This is a genomic window from Sphingomonas sp., from assembly GCF_036388435.1.
In the GTDB taxonomy this organism is placed as follows: Bacteria; Pseudomonadota; Alphaproteobacteria; order Sphingomonadales; family Sphingomonadaceae; genus Sphingomonas.
Genome location: NZ_DASVRV010000031.1, coordinates 25,788 through 42,691 on the forward strand (window position 1 = coordinate 25,788; position 16,904 = coordinate 42,691).

Annotated in this window: 22 protein-coding genes; 8 read left to right on the forward strand and 14 right to left on the reverse strand. The window is 70.4% G+C overall.

Features of this window, described 5'->3' with window-relative positions; translation table 11 throughout:
- Positions 1 to 3: 3 nt before the first annotated feature.
- From VF592_RS07010 to hisB, 5 genes are read right to left on the reverse strand one after another with little or no spacing between them, the layout of a single operon-like run.
- Positions 4 to 150: a hypothetical protein gene (locus VF592_RS07010; RefSeq protein ID WP_331004897.1), complete on the reverse strand. Its 147-nt coding sequence runs from the start codon at positions 148 to 150 to the stop codon at positions 4 to 6.
- Positions 147 to 911, reverse strand: coding sequence for an imidazole glycerol phosphate synthase subunit HisF (gene hisF / locus VF592_RS07015; RefSeq protein ID WP_331004898.1), 765 nt, complete (start codon positions 909 to 911; stop codon positions 147 to 149). Before hisF ends, VF592_RS07010 begins: the two co-directional genes overlap by 4 nt.
- Before the next feature lie 10 nt (positions 912 to 921).
- A complete protein-coding gene (gene hisA, locus VF592_RS07020; protein ID WP_331004899.1) occupies positions 922 to 1,656 on the reverse strand; it encodes a 1-(5-phosphoribosyl)-5-[(5-phosphoribosylamino)methylideneamino]imidazole-4-carboxamide isomerase in 735 nt (244 codons plus the stop codon).
- Positions 1,653 to 2,258, reverse strand: a complete 606-nt coding sequence (gene hisH, locus VF592_RS07025) for an imidazole glycerol phosphate synthase subunit HisH (RefSeq protein ID WP_331004900.1) — start codon at positions 2,256 to 2,258, stop codon at positions 1,653 to 1,655. Before hisH ends, hisA begins: the two co-directional genes overlap by 4 nt.
- Complete coding sequence (gene hisB / locus VF592_RS07030; protein ID WP_331004901.1) at positions 2,255 to 2,842, reverse strand: imidazoleglycerol-phosphate dehydratase HisB; 588 nt, start codon at positions 2,840 to 2,842, stop codon at positions 2,255 to 2,257. Before hisB ends, hisH begins: the two co-directional genes overlap by 4 nt.
- A gap of 99 nt (positions 2,843 to 2,941) precedes the next feature.
- Here hisB and VF592_RS07035 point away from each other — a divergent pair, with 99 nt between their 5' ends.
- The 4 genes from VF592_RS07035 (at position 2,942) to VF592_RS07050 (ending at position 6,821) form a co-directional block, all read left to right on the forward strand.
- The gene (locus tag VF592_RS07035; RefSeq protein ID WP_331004902.1) at positions 2,942 to 3,430 is read left to right on the forward strand and encodes an SspB family protein; all 489 of its coding nucleotides are present in this window, start codon (positions 2,942 to 2,944) and stop codon (positions 3,428 to 3,430) included.
- A gap of 233 nt (positions 3,431 to 3,663) precedes the next feature.
- On the forward strand, positions 3,664 to 5,058 hold the full coding sequence (gene fumC / locus VF592_RS07040) for a class II fumarate hydratase (RefSeq protein WP_331004903.1): 1,395 nt from the start codon (positions 3,664 to 3,666) through the stop codon (positions 5,056 to 5,058).
- A 175-nt stretch (positions 5,059 to 5,233) separates the two neighbouring features.
- Positions 5,234 to 5,434: a hypothetical protein gene (locus VF592_RS07045; protein WP_331004904.1), complete on the forward strand. Its 201-nt coding sequence runs from the start codon at positions 5,234 to 5,236 to the stop codon at positions 5,432 to 5,434.
- Between the two features lie 10 nt (positions 5,435 to 5,444).
- Positions 5,445 to 6,821 (forward strand): phosphomannomutase/phosphoglucomutase, encoded by a 1,377-nt coding sequence (locus VF592_RS07050; protein WP_331004905.1) that lies wholly within the window; start codon positions 5,445 to 5,447, stop codon positions 6,819 to 6,821.
- A 17-nt stretch (positions 6,822 to 6,838) separates the two neighbouring features.
- On the opposite strand, the gene VF592_RS07055 is transcribed toward VF592_RS07050, so the two are convergent.
- Complete coding sequence (locus VF592_RS07055) at positions 6,839 to 7,579, reverse strand: Crp/Fnr family transcriptional regulator (RefSeq protein ID WP_331004906.1); 741 nt, start codon at positions 7,577 to 7,579, stop codon at positions 6,839 to 6,841.
- A gap of 261 nt (positions 7,580 to 7,840) precedes the next feature.
- On the opposite strand from VF592_RS07055, the gene VF592_RS07060 reads away from it, so the two are divergent.
- Complete coding sequence (locus tag VF592_RS07060) at positions 7,841 to 8,095, forward strand: DUF6894 family protein (RefSeq protein ID WP_331004907.1); 255 nt, start codon at positions 7,841 to 7,843, stop codon at positions 8,093 to 8,095.
- 185 nt (positions 8,096 to 8,280) lie between these two features.
- On the opposite strand, the gene VF592_RS07065 is transcribed toward VF592_RS07060, so the two are convergent.
- From VF592_RS07065 to mnmA, 7 genes are all read right to left on the reverse strand, one after another.
- On the reverse strand, positions 8,281 to 9,231 hold the full coding sequence (locus VF592_RS07065; protein WP_331004908.1) for a GNAT family N-acetyltransferase: 951 nt from the start codon (positions 9,229 to 9,231) through the stop codon (positions 8,281 to 8,283).
- On the reverse strand, positions 9,228 to 10,061 hold the full coding sequence (locus VF592_RS07070; protein WP_331004909.1) for a class I SAM-dependent methyltransferase: 834 nt from the start codon (positions 10,059 to 10,061) through the stop codon (positions 9,228 to 9,230). Before VF592_RS07070 ends, VF592_RS07065 begins: the two co-directional genes overlap by 4 nt.
- A complete protein-coding gene (locus VF592_RS07075) occupies positions 10,058 to 11,089 on the reverse strand; it encodes a glycosyltransferase (RefSeq protein WP_331004910.1) in 1,032 nt (343 codons plus the stop codon). Before VF592_RS07075 ends, VF592_RS07070 begins: the two co-directional genes overlap by 4 nt.
- Entirely contained in the window at positions 11,080 to 11,850 is a 771-nt protein-coding gene (locus VF592_RS07080) for a PIG-L deacetylase family protein (RefSeq protein ID WP_331004911.1), read from the reverse strand. Before VF592_RS07080 ends, VF592_RS07075 begins: the two co-directional genes overlap by 10 nt.
- Entirely contained in the window at positions 11,847 to 12,572 is a 726-nt protein-coding gene (locus VF592_RS07085) for a sugar phosphate nucleotidyltransferase (RefSeq protein ID WP_331004912.1), read from the reverse strand. The genes VF592_RS07080 and VF592_RS07085 overlap by 4 nt, the downstream gene beginning before the upstream one ends.
- 5 nt (positions 12,573 to 12,577) lie before the next feature.
- Positions 12,578 to 13,660 carry a CgeB family protein gene (locus tag VF592_RS07090; protein WP_331004913.1) on the reverse strand — a complete coding sequence of 361 codons (1,083 nt, stop codon included), beginning with the start codon at positions 13,658 to 13,660 and terminating at the stop codon, positions 12,578 to 12,580.
- A 71-nt stretch (positions 13,661 to 13,731) separates the two neighbouring features.
- Positions 13,732 to 14,838 (reverse strand): tRNA 2-thiouridine(34) synthase MnmA, encoded by a 1,107-nt coding sequence (mnmA, locus tag VF592_RS07095; RefSeq protein ID WP_331004914.1) that lies wholly within the window; start codon positions 14,836 to 14,838, stop codon positions 13,732 to 13,734.
- Positions 14,839 to 14,983: 145 nt separating this feature from the next.
- On the opposite strand from mnmA, the gene VF592_RS07100 reads away from it, so the two are divergent.
- From VF592_RS07100 to VF592_RS07110, 3 genes are all read left to right on the forward strand, one after another.
- A complete protein-coding gene (locus VF592_RS07100; RefSeq protein ID WP_331004915.1) occupies positions 14,984 to 15,217 on the forward strand; it encodes a hypothetical protein in 234 nt (77 codons plus the stop codon).
- A 94-nt stretch (positions 15,218 to 15,311) separates the two neighbouring features.
- Positions 15,312 to 15,611: a DUF1153 domain-containing protein gene (locus tag VF592_RS07105; RefSeq protein ID WP_331004916.1), complete on the forward strand. Its 300-nt coding sequence runs from the start codon at positions 15,312 to 15,314 to the stop codon at positions 15,609 to 15,611.
- Positions 15,612 to 15,700: 89 nt separating this feature from the next.
- Positions 15,701 to 15,958, forward strand: a complete 258-nt coding sequence (locus tag VF592_RS07110) for a GlsB/YeaQ/YmgE family stress response membrane protein (protein ID WP_331004933.1) — start codon at positions 15,701 to 15,703, stop codon at positions 15,956 to 15,958.
- 94 nt (positions 15,959 to 16,052) lie between these two features.
- Here VF592_RS07110 and VF592_RS07115 read toward each other — a convergent pair whose 3' ends face one another.
- Positions 16,053 to 16,772: an SIMPL domain-containing protein gene (locus VF592_RS07115; RefSeq protein WP_331004917.1), complete on the reverse strand. Its 720-nt coding sequence runs from the start codon at positions 16,770 to 16,772 to the stop codon at positions 16,053 to 16,055.
- Between the last annotated feature and the right edge of the window lie 132 nt (positions 16,773 to 16,904).

Here is a 16,904-nt window from a genome sequence, read left to right on the forward strand (position 1 = left end):
CCGCTAGTCCCCCCGCCGAAACCGGGCGCGGAGCCGCCGCCGCACGAACCACACCGCCAGCACCGCGACGACGAACAGCGCCACGTCCGACCATTCGGGCGCGGTCCGCCCGGCGGCGGGCGCGGCGGCGGTAAGCAGGAGCAGGGTCATCGTCCGCGCACGGGCACGCCGGCGGCCGCCAGCGCGCGGTGAGCGTCGGCGATCGTCGCCTGCCCCCAGTGAAAGATCGACGCCGCCAGCACCGCCGACGCGCCGCCCTCCGTCACGCCCTGGACGAGATGGTCGAGCGTGCCGACGCCCCCGCTCGCGACCACGGGCACGCTGACGCGCTCGGCGATCGCGCGGGTGAGGGCGAGGTCGTAACCGTCGCGCGTCCCGTCGCGGTCCATCGAGGTGACCAGTATCTCGCCCGCCCCCAGTTCCGCCAGCCGCACCGCATGGGCGACCGCGTCGATCCCAGCCGCCCGCCGCCCGCCATGGGTGAAGACTTCCCAGCCACCGCCCGGCCGCGCGCGCGCGTCGACCGAGGCGACGCAGCATTGGCTGCCGAACCGCTCGGCGATGTCGGCCACGACCTCGGGCCGCGCCACCGCCGCCGAGTTGACCGCCACCTTGTCCGCCCCCGCCAGCAGCAGCGCGCGGGCATCGTCCGCCGTGCGTACGCCGCCGCCCACCGTCAGCGGCATGAAGCACACCGACGCCGTCCGCCGCACGATATCGAGCAATGTCCCGCGCCCCTCATGGCTCGCCGAGATGTCGAGAAAGCATAATTCGTCCGCCCCGGCCGCGTCATAGGTCCGCGCCTGCTCCACCGGATCACCCGCGTCGCGCAACGACACGAAGTTGACACCCTTGACCACGCGCCCGTCCGCCACGTCCAGGCAGGGGATCACGCGCGCGCGGACGGTCATCGCCCGACCGTCACGCCGCGCCCGCCACGGCCAGCGCCGCGCCGAGATCGAGCCGCCCGTCATACAGCGCGCGCCCGGTGATGACGCCTTCGATCCCGTCCTTCGCGTGCACCGCGAGCAGGTGGATGTCGGCGATGCCCTTCACCCCGCCGCTGGCGATGACGGGGATCGACACCCGCCGCGCCAGGTCGACCGTGGCCTCGATATTGGCGCCCTTGAGCAACCCGTCGCGCCCGACATCGGTGAACAGCAAAGCCGCCACGCCCGCATCCTCGAACCGGCGCGCGAGTTCGACCACACCCACGTCCGACACCGACGCCCAGCCGCGCGTCGCGACCATGCCGTCCCTGGCGTCGACCGCCACCACAATCCCGCCGGGAAAGTCGCGCGCGGCGTCGCGCACGAAATCGGGATCTTCCAGCGCCGCGGTGCCGATCACGACGCGCGCCACGCCCAGGTCGAACCAGCGCTCCACCGCCGCCCGGTCGCGGATGCCGCCGCCCAGCTGGACGTGCCCGGGAAAGCGCGACACGATCGCCGCCACCGCCTCGCCATTGACCGGCGCCCCCGCGAACGCGCCGTCGAGGTCGACGACGTGCAGATGCTCGGCGCCCGCCGCGGCGAACAGCATCGCCTGCGCGGCGGGATCGTCGCCATAGACGGTGGCCCGCGCCATGTCGCCCTCGGCCAGCCGGACCACCTGACCCGCCTTCAGGTCGATCGCGGGAAAGACGATGAGGCTCATGGCCGCCACTCCAGGAAGCGGGCCAGCAGCGCCAGCCCGTAACGCTGGCTCTTTTCCGGGTGGAACTGAACGCCCAGCAGATTGTCGCGCCCGATCGCGGCGGCGACCGGCCCGCCATGATCGGTCGTCGCGAGCAGCTCCGCGCCGTCATAGGCATAGCTGTGAAGGAAATAGGCCTCGCCGCGCGCCAGCAGCGGGTGCTCGCCCAGCGGGGTCACGTCGTTCCACCCCATATGCGGCACCCGGGCATCCGCGTCGCCGGGCGCGAGCCGGCGCACCCGGCCCGGCAGCCAGCCCAGCCCCCGGTGCGCGCCATGCTCCTCGCCGATATCGGCCATCAACTGCATCCCCACGCAGATGCCCAGGAACGGCCGCGCCTCGCGCAGTACCGCGTCCTCGATCGCGTCGACCAGCCCGTGCGTCCCGCGCAACGCCGCCGCGCACGCCCCGAACGCGCCCACGCCCGGCAGCACGATCCGCTCCGCCCCGCGCACCGCGTCGGGATCGGCGGTCACCAGCACGTCGGCCGCGCCCGCCGCCCGCAGCGCGTTCTCGACCGAATGGAGGTTGCCCGACCCGATATCGATCAGCGCCAGGGTCAAAGGATACCCTTGGTCGACGGCACCGCGTCACTCTTGCGCGGATCGATCTCCACCGCCTGGCGCAGCGCGCGCGCCAGCCCCTTGAACGCGCTCTCGACGATATGGTGGTTGTTCTGCCCGTGGAGCAGTTCGACGTGCAGCGTCATGCCCGCCGTCTGGGCGAAGCTGTGGAACCAGTGTTCGATCAGCTCGGTGTCCCAGCTGCCCAGCCGTGTCTGGGTGAAGGGGCAGCGCCACACCAGCCAGGGGCGCCCCGACAGGTCGAGCGCGACGCGCGTCAGGCATTCGTCCATCGGCGACAGCGCGTCGCCGTAGCGCCGGACGCCGCGCTTGTCTCCCAGCGCTGTCGCCACCGCCTGGCCCAGCGCCAGCGCCGAATCCTCGGTCGTGTGATGCCCGTCGATATGCAGGTCGCCCTCGACCGTCAGGTCGATGTCGATCAGCGAGTGGCGCGACAATTGCTCCACCATATGGTCGAGAAAACCGATGCCCGTGCTGACCCGATACCGGCCCGTCCCGTCCAGGTCGACGGTCGCCGTGATGCGGGTCTCGGCGGTGTCGCGGGAAATGGTGGCCTGGCGCATGGCGTCGCCGATAAGCGTCGCGACCCGCCCATGCAATCGGCCGCGGCAATCACCTATCCAATCTTGACCCGCTCCGAAAACCGCCTAACCCCGTTTACCATGAGCGACGGCCTTCCCGACAGCCTGATCCCCTATGACGAGATCGTCCAGGAAGCCTTGCGCGCGGTCGTCGGCCGCGTGCTGACGACGGTGGTCGAGGGCGGCTCGACCCTGCCGGGCGAGCATCATTTCTACATCACCTTCAAGACCCATGCGCCCGGCGTCGACATCCCCAAGCGCCTGCTGGAACGCTTTCCCGACGAGATGACGATCGTGCTCCAGAACCGGTTTTGGGACTTGGTCGTCGACGACGCGCGCTTTTCGGTGGGGCTCAGCTTCAACCAGGTGCCGTCCAAGCTGGTCATCCCCTATTCGGCGATCACCGGCTTCCACGACCCCGCCGTCGCCTTCGAGCTCCGCTTCCAGGCGCAGGAAGGCCCGCATGACGGCCCGACCGAACATGACGCCGCGCAAAATGACGGCCCGACGGTGACCTCGGCCGAGGACGGGTCGAACGTGGTCAGCGTGGATTTCAAGCGGAAAAAGTGAGGCGCAGGGCGCACGCCGGCACCCTGCGGGCGAGACGCCCAAGCCCGGCCGGCGCGAGCCCGCTCGCGACCGACGACGCGGCTTAGCCGCGGCGGCTCCCGCCATTCTCCCTTCCGTCACCCCGGCCTTGAGCCGGGGTCCACACGCCTCCCCCTTGTCCGCGCCCGCGCTCTCGAACAAAGGGACGCGCATGGATACCGGATCAAGGCCGGCATGACGGAAACGGAGACGAGATGACCACCCAAACCCGCACCGAAACCGACTCGATCGGCGCCATCGACGTTCCCGCCACCGCCTATTGGGGTGCGCAGACCCAGCGGTCGATCGAGAATTTCCCCTTTGGCGCGGCCGAACGGATGCCGCTCGGCATCGTCCACGCGCTCGCGCTGGTGAAGCAGGCCTGCGCCCGCGTGAACCGCGCGCACGGCCTGGACGCCGCCAAGGCCGACGCGATCGAGGCCGCCGCCGCCGAGGTCGCGGCCGGCAAGCTCGACGACCAGTTCCCGCTCGTCATCTGGCAGACCGGTTCGGGCACCCAGTCGAACATGAACTGCAACGAGGTGATCGCCGGCCGCGCCAACGAGGCGATGAGCGGCACACGCGGCGGCAAGGTCCCCGTCCACCCCAATGACGACGTCAACCGCGGCCAATCGTCCAACGACAGCTTCCCCACCGCGCTCCACGTCGCCGCCGCGCTCGCGGTGCGCGACCGGCTGCTCCCCGCGCTCGACCGCCTCCACGCCGCACTCGACGCCAAGGCGCGCGAATGGGACGACATCGTCAAGATCGGCCGCACCCACCTCCAGGACGCGACCCCGCTGACGCTCGGCCAGGAATTCTCCGGCTATGCGCAACAACTCAAGAACGCGCGCGAGCGGATCGAGAACACCACGCGCTACAACATCATGCCGCTCGCTCAGGGCGGCACCGCGGTCGGCACCGGCCTGAACGCCCCCACGGGCTTCGCCGAGGCGGTCGCCGCCGAGATCGCCGCGCTCACGGGGCTCCCCTTCGTCACCGCCCCCAACAAGTTCGAGGCGCTCGCTTCGAACGACGGGCTGGTCGACCTGCACGGCACGCTCAACGTCCTCGCGGTGGCGCTGACCAAGATCGCCAACGATCTGCGCCTCCTCGCCTCCGGCCCGCGCTCGGGGCTGGGCGAACTCGAACTTCCCGCCAACGAGCCCGGCAGCTCGATCATGCCCGGCAAGGTCAACCCGACCCAGAACGAGATGCTGACCATGGTCGCCGCGCAGGTGATGGGCAACAACGTCGCGGTCACCGTCGGCGGGCTCCAGGGTCATATGGAGTTGAACGTCTTCAAGCCGCTGATCGGCGCCAATGTGCTCCGCTCGATCGACCTGCTCAGCGTCGGCATGACCAGCTTCGCCGAGCGCACCGTGGAGGGCGCCACCGCCCGGCGCGACAACATCAAGCTGCTCCTCGACCGCTCCTTGATGCTGGTCACCGCGCTCGCCCCCGAGATCGGTTACGACGCGGCGGCGAAGATCGCGAAGCACGCGCATGAGAAAGGGCAGACCTTGAAGGAGGCCGGGCTGGAGCTGGGGCTGGTCGATGCCGATACGTTCGACCGCGTGGTGCGGCCCGAAACGATGCTCGGGCGGTAGGCGCCAGGGCGCACGCGTCGAGCAAAGCTCGAAGCGAGACGCCTCAGCCCGGCCGGCGGGGCACGGCCCCGACCGACGGCGCGGCTTCGCCGCGACGCCTGCCCACCGGCTCGCCAAAAACCGGAACCCGCGCCCACTCCCGCGCGTCCTACCTTCCGAAGAAGGAGTGACACACATGATCGGACGTATTCTGGGCGCAGTGATCGGCAGCCGCATCGACCGGCGCGACGGCTCGGGCGGCATGAAGGGCGCGCTCACCGGCGCGCTGCTCGCGGGCGGGATGCGCCGCATGGGGCCGCTCGGCCTAGCGCTCGGCGCGGCCTATATGGGCAAGAAGGCGCTCGACCAGCGCCGGATGAACAAGCGCGGCTACTGATCCTTCCGCGTTGAGCGACGGAACCGGCGCACCGGCCGCGGTCAATCCGCGGCTGGTGCGCAGCTACGACCTGCGCGGTCGCGTCGACACCGATCTGACCGAAGCCGACGCCCACGCCCTCGGCCTGCGCGTCGCCGCCGCCGTGCGCGGACGGGGCGGGCGCACCGTCGCGGTCGGGTATGACGGCCGCCTGTCCTCGCCGATGCTGGAGGCCGCGCTTGTGGGCGGCCTCGTCATGGGCGGGGTCGGGGTCGAGCGGACCGGTCTAGGCCCGACCGGCCAGCTCTACTACGCGGTTCATGCGCGCGGGCTCGACGGCGGCGTGATGGTCACCGGGTCGCATAATCCCCCCGAGGAGAACGGGTTCAAGATCCTGCTCGGCACCGATCCGGTCCACGGCGCGGCGCTCCGCGCGCTGGTCGAGCGTCCTGCCGATCCCGCGCCCGGCGGCGAAGCGCGACCGGTCGGCGTCCAGGGCGCCTATCTCGCCCGCCTCCTCCGGGCGGCCCAGGGTGCCCCGGCGCTCCGCATCGGCTGGGACGCGGGCAACGGCGCGGCCGGCGAGATGGTCGAGCGCCTGACCGCGGCGCTCCCCGGCGAGCATCACCTGATCCATTGCAAGATCGACGGCCGCTTCCCCGCCCATCATCCCGACCCGTCAGAGCCCGCCAACCTGGTCGATCTCCGGGCGCTCGTCCGCGACCGGCGCCTCGATCTCGGCATCGCCTTCGACGGCGACGGCGACCGCATCGGCGTGATCGACGGGGCGGGCGCGATCGTCTGGCCCGACCAACTCCTCCTATACCTCGCCCAGGACGTGCTCACCCGCCACCCCGGCGCGGCGGTCGTCGCCGACGTGAAGTCCAGCCGCGTGCTGTTCGACGGCATCGCGCAGGCGGGAGGCCGGGGCGTCCTCTCTCCCTCGGGCTATGTCCTGATCCGCGCGGCGATGCTGCGCGAGGGCGCCCCGATCGCGGGCGAGATGAGCGGCCACCTGTTCTGCGTCGAGGACTGGTACGGCACCGACGACGCGCTCCACAATGCGATGCGCCTGTTGGCGGCGATCGGGCGGCGGGGCAGCCTCACCGCGTGGCGCGAGACGCTCCCCCGCACCCACGCCACCCCCGAACTGCGGCTGGCCTGCCCCGACGCCGACAAGGCGAGGGTCCTGCAGGAGATCGAGGCGACGCTGGTCGCCGAGGGTGCCGTCATCGACCGCACCGACGGCCTGCGCGTCACCACTCCCCAAGGCTGGTGGCTCCTGCGCGCGTCGGGCACCGAACCCAAGCTCACCGCGCGCGTGGAGGCCTGGGAGGCGGAGGGGCTGGATCGGCTGCGGGAGGAGCTGACGGGGCGATTGCGGCGGTCGGGTGTGGATTTCCGCTAAGGTTGGAAAGCGGACATTCAGTCGAGCGCGGGTTCGTCGTGGCGCAGGTGCATGTAATTGCTGTCGAAGTCACCCGCCTCCGCCAGCTTCTTCCAATCACCGATCGTGATCCCCCGGCTGCTCCTACGGCTGATCAGCTTGTCGGCTTCGAGCGCTTTCAAGGTCCGGTTGACGTGCACAGGAGTTAGACCAACGCAGTCGGCAATCTGCTCCTGCGTCATAGGCAGCTCGTAGTCGCTCTCCTTCCCCAAGCCTGCGACTTTCAGCTTCAGCGAAAACTCGCAGAGAAGATGAGCAATGCGAGCATGCGCATCCCGACGACCGACATTGGCGATCCATTCCCGGAATATCGATGCATCGACGAGCGTGTCATGCCACATCGCCATTCCGATATTCGGCCGCTCGAAACTCAATTTCTTGATGGCCTCGCGAGGGATGAATGCCGCCTCGCTGTCCGTCAAAACCTGTACGCTGTGGTCGGCCACACCGAGAAAGGAGTTCTGAAGGTCGACGATGTCGCCCCTCATGTGCACGGCCACGATCTGCCGAGACCCGCCCATCACGATCTTGTGTCGGATCGCGTAGCCGGAGAGCAACACGCAGGAATGGGTCGTCCTCTCCCGTTCACGGACGATATAGCCGTGCCGCTCCACCCTCTTCATTCGATACGGAAGGCCTAGAATCGCCTCGGCATCTGCCTCGGTGAACTCGCCCCAGTAGGTGTCCAGCTTGGCCCAGCTCGCGAGCTTATCGACCATCGGCTGTAGAAGTGGCTGGGACTGGCCTGACACATTGCTCTCCGCTCTGGCGGGAGCACGCGCGCTCGCAGTCGATAGCGGCCGGTTGTGCCATCGATACGATACGGTAACATCGACCCATGCAGTTAGCTAACTGTTTGATAAAATTTATCTTAACATCGTTTTTAATCTATGCTAATTCCTCGTCATCGTCGGACGAGCTTAGGCTTCGGCGGCTGAGAGACCAGCGTGCTCCCGCCTATCGACCCGGAGCTATGCGCGATGAAGTATTTCATGAATCTTCGTGACGGAACCGAGGAGTTGCTCGATCCAGAAGGCACGGAGTACGAGTCGATGGACGCGCTTCGCAAAGCCGTCCTAACAACGGTGCGTGACCTCATGTGCGGCGATATGGTCGGGGGTGTGCTCGACTTCAGGTTCCGCATCGACGCCGAAGATGCAGACGGGGTGATCGTCTATACCTTACCGTTCAAGCATGCCGTGAACATCATCCCTGATACGGTTAGCTACGACTGATCTAGCAGGCTCGCGTCGTCGCCGAAGGCCCATTTAGGATCGGAAGCGGACAATCGATCAGACCGTCACCCCAGCGAAATCTCAGACCATTGCGGTGAGGTCGCCCTCTCGCTCCGCCCGCAACCGCGCCGCGCGGCGCCGCGCGACCATCTTATGCCTGAACCTTCATCGAACTTCCGCGGCCGTCATGCCCGCATCACCCGCCGCCGCACGGTCGTTCGCGCCTCCGCGCCCCAGGCATATTTGTACGGCTCCTCTCCGCGCAGGAAGTGGAACTCGCCCGCGCCGCCCGCGACCGCGTCCTCGATCGCGCAGGCGAAGGCCAGCGTGCCGAAGCTCTGGCCGGGAATGCTCTGGTCGACCCCGTTGATGTAGGAATAGCCCGAACGCGCATCCGCGAAGCCCAGCAGCACCGCGACGATCCGCCCGTCGAGCCGCACAACGCTCAACCGGAGCAGCCCCGCCTCGGCCAAGGCGGGCGCGGCGGCGCGGTGGAACGCCTGGACCCGTGGGTCGGCGAGCACCCCCGGCTCCCCGGCCGCCGCCCAGCGCGCGGCATGGAGCGCGAACAGCGCGTCCAGCGCCTGGTCGATGCCCTCGGCTCCGACGATCTCCTCCCGGACCTCGCCGAGCGCGGCCGCGCGGTGGCGGTCATGCACCACCTTGCGTCGCCGCGACTTGGACAGCCCGGCGAGCAGCGGCGGCACGGCGGGCAGCATCATCACCGGGCATATCTCGCCGGGCTCATCCACCGCGCGCCACCCGTCGGGAACCGCGCCCAGAAGGGCTGAGTCGGCGCGCAGGTCGGGCAGGAGCAGTTCGTCCCAACGCCCGGCCGTGGCGAGTACCGCGTCCCACAGCCCCGTCAGGGCGCCCGGCCCGGCAGCGACATCGACCAGCGCGTCCGAATAGTCGCTCGTCCCCGCCGCGACCGGCACCAGCCGCCGCACGCCCCCGTCATGCCAGACCGTCAGCGGCAGCGCGGCGAACAGCCGCCCGTCGGCGCCTCGCATCTCCACGTCGATCCGCTCGCCCCTGCCCAGCTGCGCCCACCACGCCTCGATCCAGGCCGGCGACTGGAAGGGCGTCGCGCGGGGGTCGCGCCGCCACAGATTCCACCACTCGTCCTGCGTCACGGGCGCCGCCGCAGATGATAGCCCGTCGCATCCCAGATCGCGAAGGGCCGCTCGCCCGACCGCACCACCGCGAACCCCGCCGCGCCCGCCGCCTCCCGGGCGTCCGCCGCGTCGTCGCCCCGGTAGGACCAGTTGAACACCAGCAGGTCGCCGCCAGGCTTCAGCACCCGCGCCATCTCCGCCAGCCGCGCCTCGATCACTCCGGCGCGGACAAGATAGGGAAAGCTGTCCACCGCCAGCACCAGATCGAACGCCGCGTCGACAAAGGGCAGGGCGCCCCCGTCGCTCACCTCGAACGTCACATTCGCCAAGCCCGCCGCGCGCGCGCGCGCCTGGCCCACCATGCCGCCCGAGATGTCGACCCCGACCACGCCGCTCGCATGGGGTGCGAGCGCGATCGCCGCCCGCCCGATCCCGCACCCGAAGTCCAGCACCGCACGGTGGGCCACCGGAACCCAGGCCCGCACCACGGCGACCAGCTCGGCGGTCGCCGCCGCTAAGAGCGCGGGGTCGCCCAGCGAGTAGAAGGCCACCGCCGCCTCCGGCTCCTCGCCCGCCAGCCGGTCGAACAAGGCAGCGGTCGCGGCGAGGAGATCCGGCCCTTCCGGATCGAGCCCTTGTCGGGCAATCCGCCCGAGCGTCGCCAGCCGCGGTGCATGCGCGGCGGCGAGCGCGGCCAGTGCGTGCAGGGGCGACGCCGCCGGCTCGCTCGCCGCGCGAACCGCCAGCGCCTCCGGGTCGACCGGCTCGCCCGACAGTACCAGCCGCGCGACCGCGATCTGCGGTGATATCTCGCCCGCCGCGCAGGCCCGCAGCACCGCCTCGGTCACGCCGCCAGCCGCCCATACAGGTCCAGATAGGCGGCGGTCGTCCGCTCCAGCGCGAATCGCGCGCACGCCGTCCGGCGACACGCGGCCGGGTCGATCACCCCGATCCGCCCGATCGCCTCGGCCATCCCCGCCACGTCGTCGACGATGAAGCCCGTCACCCCATGCTCGACGATATCGGGCAGCGCCCCGCTCCGATAGGCGATCACCGGCGTGCCCGACGCCAAGGCCTCCATGGCGACCAGCGACGAGGTCTCGGGCGCGGTCGAGGGGATGAGCAGGCAGCGCGCCTCCGCGATCAACCGCCGCTTCGCCGCGCCCGTGACCGCGCCGATCCAGCGGCGCTCGCCATCGAGCCGAGGCGCGACCGCCTCGTCGAAATAGCGCCGGTGCTCGGGATAGGGGAAGACCGGTCCCGCCACGACCAGCGGCACCCCCGCCAGCCTGGCCGCGTCGATCGCGTCGGCATGGCCCTTTTCCGGTGCGATCCGCCCGATCACGACCGCGTGATCGCCCCGGGTTTCCGCCGGGCGGTAGCGCGCGACATCGACCCCGTTCCCGATCGGCGGCAGCAGCCGGGCGCGCGCCGGCGCGCGCCGCACCTGCGACGCGGATACCGGCAGCAGCCACAGATCGTCGCGTTCGGGGCGCAGCATGTCGGCGGCGTACCAATCGAGCGGCAGGTGCAGCGTCACCAGCGTCCCGACGCCGGGCGGCGGAAGATAGTCCGCGAAGTCGATCCCGTGCAGGTGCACCAGGTCCACCGCCTCGCGCGCCAGCACCCCCGCGATCGCCGCCCGGACCGCGCGGTGGACCTCCGCCCGCCGCGCCGCGTCGATATCCACCTCCGTCGCGGGAATGGCGACCAATTCACCGGCGACACCCGATCCTTCGCACGCGACCACGATCGATCGGTGCCCCGCCGCGACCAGCGCCTGGTCGAGCTGCGCCAATACCTGTTCCGCCCCGCCCGCCGGGTCGGCGGTGACGGGCGCGAAGGGATAGGCGACGTTCAGGACCGTCAGGCCCATGATGCCGCCCGCTCCCGCCACCGCGCCGAGGTGAGCGCCCAGCCGAAGCCGTCGTACAGGCATTCCCGGCCCGGCGGCGGACGGGTGAAATCGTACCGCGGTGCCGCGCGCCAGCGCTCGACCTCGGGTCGCCAGTCGCCGAACACCCCGGCCTGCGACCGGTGCGCCGCCAGCGCGCGGTCGATCCGCGCACGCTCGTCGGGGAGAAGCGGGCGGCTGTGTTCGGGGTAGGCCGGATCGGGCTCGAACCGCGCCCAGACCCGCTCGCCCGCGTGGAGACGATAGCAGGCGAACTCCACCACCGGCACGCCCAGCCGATCGGCCACGACCCGCGCCGCCAGCGCCGCCGCGTCATGGTCCGGGTGGCCGCCCTCATAGGGGTGCGTCACGATCGCCGCGACCCCGGCGCAATCGACCGTCAACCGCTCGATGAGCCCGTCCAGATGCTCGACCGCCTCCTGATCGGCCACGCCGTACCCCAGCCGCGCCGCCGTCGCGCCGAGTTCGACCAGCGCCGCGTCGAGTTCCGCGGCGCGGGCCGCGGCGTAATCCTCCCGCGTCGCGAACCCCAGCCGCCGCGCGTCGCCCCCGTCGCGCGGGCTCGAATCGGTCAGGTGGATCAGCCGGCACTCGGTCATCCGCCCCAGCGCCGCGCCGGCCCACAAGGTCTCGTCATCGGCATGGGCGACGACCACCGCCACCGGCTCGCGCACCGGCACCCCGCTCGCGAGCAGCCGCGCGAAGGCGTCGGCCCCGCTCAAGCGCCGGCCAGCAGCCGGATCGCCGACCGATAACCGCCCAGCGTCCCCACATCGACATAGGACGTGCCCGCACGGACCCCGACCGCCTCGTTCCCCAGCGCCAGCCAGGCGTTGACGAGCGTGCCGATATATTCGTCGCCGCGCCCCGGCTCGCACCACAGGCGGTGGAGCGCGTGGAAGACGTGTCCCGGCATCCGGAAGGCGCCCCAGACCCAGTTGGACCGCGCGCCCGCCCGCTTGACCTCGATCTCCTCGACCCGGTCGCCCTCGCCCAACACCACCGCGTCGAACAATTCGGGGTTGTCGACCGGAAAGAGCAGAAATGCGAGCCGGTCGCCCGGCAGGCGCGCGAGCGCGTCCGACGGGAACCAGATCGTGTCGGGCAACCCGATCACCACATCCTCGTCCGCCGCGATCAACGGGCGGGCGCGGAAGATCGCGTCGCACAGCCCCGCCGCCGCCGGCTGGACGACGAAGGCGGTGTCGACCCGCCCGATCCCGCCGCCATAATAGCGCACGATATCCGATTTGGTCGGGGAGATGACGAAGCAGATCTTGGTCGCGCCGCCCTCGACCATGCGCTCGACCAGATATTCGCTGACGGCCTTGGGCCGCTCCGATCCGTCGGCCTCGACGCGCGAGCCGACGGGGAGGAGTTCCTTGGAAAAGGCGAGCGGCTGGATGCGGGTGCCGTTGCCCGCGGCCGGGATGATGCCCCACATATCGCTTACGCGGCCGCCGCCTGGGCATCGTCGGCGGACTCGATCAGCCCGACCAGCTCGCGCGCGCGGTGCTCGGAGCTATGCTCCGCCAGCACCCGCGCCCGCGCCGCCGCCGCGATCCGCGCCAACTCCGCATCCGACAGCGCCAGCGCGTCCAGCGTGTCCTGCGCGCCGCCCGCGAGCAGGATCTCCTCGCCCGGCGTGAAGAAGCGGTCCAGCCCGTCCCAATCGTCCGACACGATCGGCACCCCGCACGCCGCCGCCTCGAACAGCCGCCCCGAGGGGCACCAGCCCATCGCGGCCATGTCCGCCCGCGTGACGTTCACCGTCAGCCGCGACGAGCAGAAGAACGCCGGATGATCGGGCGGCGCCACATGGTTCATGAACCAGATATTGGGCTGCCACGGGAAGTCGGCGGGATAGCTCGATCCGCCGAGCACGAAGCGTTGACCGGGCGCGCGCGTGGCCGGCTCCACGAACAGCTGGTCGAGCGTCGGCTGACGATCGGCGGCATAGGTGCCCAGATAGGACAGGTCGCCCCGGAACAGGTCCCGCGGCGGCACCGGGCGGTGCGCCGCCGGGTCGACATGCCCGTAGAGCGGCGCCGTCCGCCGCGCGCCCAGCCGGTCGCGCAGGGCCTGGAGCGCTGGGCCTCCGGTATAGCTCAGCACCAGGTCGAACCGGCCGAGCCCGTCCTCGGGGAGGTAGTCGACGGGCTCCCCGGCGGCGAGCCGCCCCAGCGTTACCGGCGTGTCGAGGTCGTAGAAGATCGTCCGCCCGCGCCCGCGCTCATGGATCAGCGCCTCGGCGGCGCGCGCATCGGGGCAATAGGAGGTGACGACCAGCGCATCGGCGTCGAGCAGCTCGCGCCCGCGCGCGAGCACGTCCGACCAGTCGCGGTACAGGATCAGGCGCCCGCCCGGCAGATCGTGCAGATCGCGATTCTCCGCATACCAGGGCTGGTCGCGCTCGACGAAGGTCAGCTGGTGCCCCTGCGCGCCGAGCGCCCGGATCAGCCCGCGCCACAAGGTCGCATGACCATTGCCCCAGGACGAGCTGACGGTCAGCCCGAACACGACGATCTTCATCCGATTCCCCCGATCACGGGGGTGTAACGGTATCGCGCCCCGCGCGTTCCGTCCCCGCGGGAGGTGCTCGCTCAGGCGAGTTCGAGCGCCGCCTGCGTCTCGGCGATCCATCCGCCGCCCAGCACGCGCTCGCCCGCGTAGAAGACGGCGGCCTGGCCCGGCGCCACGCCATATTCGGGCCGGTCGAACAGGATGCGTTCGCCTTCCAGGCGTGCCGGAACCGGCTTGGCCATCGAACGCACCTTGACCGTCACGGCGCCGTCCGACGTGGCGCCGATGCGGTTCAGGTCGGTCAGCCGCGCGGCGTCGACCGCCAGCGCCCGCCTGGGCCCGACGACCACCCGCCGCGTCGCCGGCTCGATCCGCACCACATAGAGCGGCTCGGGGGCGCCGCCGATCTCCAGCCCGCGGCGCTGGCCGACGGTGAAGTGGATCAGGCCCCGGTGCGCGCCCAGGGTGCGCCCGGACAGGTCGACGATCTCGCCGGCCGTATCGGCGTCGGGGCGCAGCTTGCGGACCAGCCCGGCATAGTCGCGGTCGGGGACGAAGCAGATGTCCTGGCTGTCGGGCTTGGCCGCGACCTCCAGTTCCAGCTCGGCCGCGATCTCGCGCACCCGTGCCTTGGGCAGCCCGCCCAGCGGAAAGCGCAGATAGTCGAGCTGCGCGGTGGTGGTCGCGAACAGGAAATAGCTCTGGTCGCGCGCCGGGTCGGCGCCGCGGTGGAGCTCGGATCCCGCCGTCCCCTCGACCCGGCGCACGTAATGACCCGTCGCCAGACAGTCCGCCCCCAACTCGCGCGCCAGCCCCAGCAGGTCGGTGAATTTAGGTCCCATGTTGCATTGGACGCACGGGATCGGAGTGCGTCCCGCCAGATATTCGTCCGCGAAACGGTCCACCACCTGGGTGCGGAAGCTCGTTTCGTGGTCGAAGACGTAATGCGCGATGCCCAGCCGGTCGCACACCGCCCGTGCGTCGCGGATGTCGCGTCCCGCGCAGCACGACCCCGCCCGCCCGGCCGCCTCGCCGTGATCGTAGAGCTGGAGCGTGATGCCGATCACCTCGGCACCGGTGCGCGCGGCGAGCGCGGCCACGACCGAGCTGTCGACGCCGCCCGACATGGCGACGACGATGCGTTTCGCGGCGAGGTCGCCCCCGAGCTGGAAATCGACATGGGTCATGAATCCCCGCGCAGATAGTCGCTCGGGCGGGCCGATGCAAAAGCGTCCGATCTCAAGGTTCACAAAGCCTTGAGGCGGGTTTTACCCGACCTTCATGCGCTGCCGGTTAGGACGGGGCTCACTCGGACGCAGGCAGGCATGACGATTGGATCTGAGCTTCACCCGTTTCGACCGCGCGTCCGAGCTGTGCATGTTGCCGGCGGATCTGGCCGTGTTGATGGTCGGCGTCGCCGCGCGGCAGGCGGCAAGCGTCACTGCGGGCGTTCAGATCGAGCTGACGCGCGCCGCCCGTGCACAGCCGGCGACGCCGTTCGCCCCGGCGGAGGGGCGTTTCAGCGCGGCGACCGGGTCGTGTCTGGCCGAATGGAAGAACGGGTGAAGGCGTTGTTCACCAAGCCGTTTTAGCCGGCGTTCAAGCCCGGCGATGTAGCAGGAAAGCGTAAGGGGGCTCCCCGCCCCGATAGAAGGTGCAGATGATCGAGAACCAGAAGATACGGCCCGCCAAAGTCATCGGCCCGCTCGGCGAATCCCTGACGATGGAGTCTCTGCCGCCGCCCAGCACGACCCGCTGGGTGGTGCGCCGCAAGGCCGAGGTGGTGGCCGCGGTCAATGGCGGGCTGTTGTCGGTCGACGAGGTATGCGAGCGCTACTCGCTGACCGCGGAAGAGTTCGCCGGCTGGCAGCGCGCGATCGATCGTTCGGGGATGCCGGGCCTGCGCGTCACGCGCATCCAGCATTATCGCGACCTCTACGAGCGCCAACAGAACTACTAAATCGAGTTACGCAGGCGGAACAATGACCGGGGTTCGCACGTCATGCCGGGGTGCCCGAATGTAACGGGTGTTAACGGAGGGACGTTATGATCAACTTCATCATCTGGCTCATCGTGGGCGGCGTGATCGGCTGGCTGGCCAGCATCATCATGCGCACCGATGCGCAGCAAGGCATCTTCCTCAACATCGTCGTGGGGATCGTGGGCGCGTTCCTGGGCGGTCTGATCATCAATGGCGGATCGATCAACAATGCTGGGCTCGACATCAAGTCGTTCCTGGTTTCGCTGCTCGGCGCGGTCATCCTGCTCGCCATCGTGAACCTGGTCCGCCGGGGGCGCGTGCGCTAACAAGCGTAACGTCGACGACCAGGATCGAGAAGGCCGTCCGGGCGACCGGGCGGCTTTCTTCGTTGGCCGGCGGTTTGCGGCATCCGCCGCCCGTTCAGCGAAGCAGGAAGCGAACGCTCACCGTCGCGGTGACTTCGGCCTCGCCGGCGGCGACCTCGGTCTTGGACTCGCCCCGCCGCATTTCGCGCATGGTGTCGGCCGTAGGCGACGGCCCGGCCATCGGCGAGCCGCCCTCCGTGATCGCCAACACCCGCACGACACGAAGCCCCGCAGCCCGCGCATAGAGCTCCGCTCGGGCACGGGCCCGGCTAATGGCGTCGCGTCGTGCCTCGTCCAGCGCCGCGTCGGGCTGGTCGAGCGAGAGCGACGGCCCGTCGATCTGGTTCGCGCCCTCGGCGACGAGCGCGTCGAGGATCGGTCCGGACCGGGCGACGTCGCGGAACCGCACCGCCACGCTGTTGGTCGCCTGATATCCCGTCACCGCCGGCGGCTGGTTCTCGGCATAGCGATATTGCGGTTGCAGATTGACCTGCGCCGTCTGGATGTCGCGCGCGGCGATCCCGGCCCGGCGAAGTCCGGCGAGCACGCGTGTCATGCGATCGGCATTGTCGCGCATCGCCGCGGCCGCGGTGGCGCCCTGCGTGATCACCCCTGCGCGGATCATCGCCAGGTCGGGCACCCGCGTCGTCCGCCCCTGCGCGACCACGTCGAGCACCGCGCCCGAGGCGGGAACCAGCGGCTCCACCGTCGCCGGAACCGTCTGCGCGGGGGCCGTGCCCGCGACCAGGATCAATCCCGCGGCGGTCGCCTTCATCAAACCAAGCATCTCGTGATCTCCCCAATATCGTCGCTCACGGCCGGGCACTGGCCCGGCCCGGTGCAACCGAAGCTGAACGGGATCGGCACCGCCCGCGCGCGTCCCCGCTTGCGGCGGAAAGCGGTCCAG

What these genes read in the sequence shown, in the direction of transcription:
- mnmA (WP_331004914.1), bottom strand. Translation starts at nt 14,838, where the DNA reads ATGACCCATGTCGATTTCCAGCTCGGGGGCGACCTCGCCGCGAAACGC.
- VF592_RS07035 (WP_331004902.1), top strand. Translation starts at nt 2,942, where the DNA reads ATGAGCGACGGCCTTCCCGACAGCCTGATCCCCTATGACGAGATCGTC.
- VF592_RS07045 (WP_331004904.1), top strand. Translation starts at nt 5,234, where the DNA reads ATGATCGGACGTATTCTGGGCGCAGTGATCGGCAGCCGCATCGACCGG.
- VF592_RS07105 (WP_331004916.1), top strand. Translation starts at nt 15,312, where the DNA reads ATGATCGAGAACCAGAAGATACGGCCCGCCAAAGTCATCGGCCCGCTC.
- VF592_RS07090 (WP_331004913.1), bottom strand. Translation starts at nt 13,660, where the DNA reads ATGAAGATCGTCGTGTTCGGGCTGACCGTCAGCTCGTCCTGGGGCAAT.
- VF592_RS07115 (WP_331004917.1), bottom strand. Translation starts at nt 16,772, where the DNA reads ATGAAGGCGACCGCCGCGGGATTGATCCTGGTCGCGGGCACGGCCCCC.
- VF592_RS07075 (WP_331004910.1), bottom strand. Translation starts at nt 11,089, where the DNA reads ATGGGCCTGACGGTCCTGAACGTCGCCTATCCCTTCGCGCCCGTCACC.
- hisA (WP_331004899.1), bottom strand. Translation starts at nt 1,656, where the DNA reads ATGAGCCTCATCGTCTTTCCCGCGATCGACCTGAAGGCGGGTCAGGTG.
- hisF (WP_331004898.1), bottom strand. Translation starts at nt 911, where the DNA reads ATGACCGTCCGCGCGCGCGTGATCCCCTGCCTGGACGTGGCGGACGGG.
- VF592_RS07055 (WP_331004906.1), bottom strand. Translation starts at nt 7,579, where the DNA reads ATGGTCGATAAGCTCGCGAGCTGGGCCAAGCTGGACACCTACTGGGGC.
- VF592_RS07085 (WP_331004912.1), bottom strand. Translation starts at nt 12,572, where the DNA reads ATGTGGGGCATCATCCCGGCCGCGGGCAACGGCACCCGCATCCAGCCG.
- VF592_RS07060 (WP_331004907.1), top strand. Translation starts at nt 7,841, where the DNA reads ATGAAGTATTTCATGAATCTTCGTGACGGAACCGAGGAGTTGCTCGAT.
- hisB (WP_331004901.1), bottom strand. Translation starts at nt 2,842, where the DNA reads ATGCGCCAGGCCACCATTTCCCGCGACACCGCCGAGACCCGCATCACG.
- VF592_RS07010 (WP_331004897.1), bottom strand. Translation starts at nt 150, where the DNA reads ATGACCCTGCTCCTGCTTACCGCCGCCGCGCCCGCCGCCGGGCGGACC.
- fumC (WP_331004903.1), top strand. Translation starts at nt 3,664, where the DNA reads ATGACCACCCAAACCCGCACCGAAACCGACTCGATCGGCGCCATCGAC.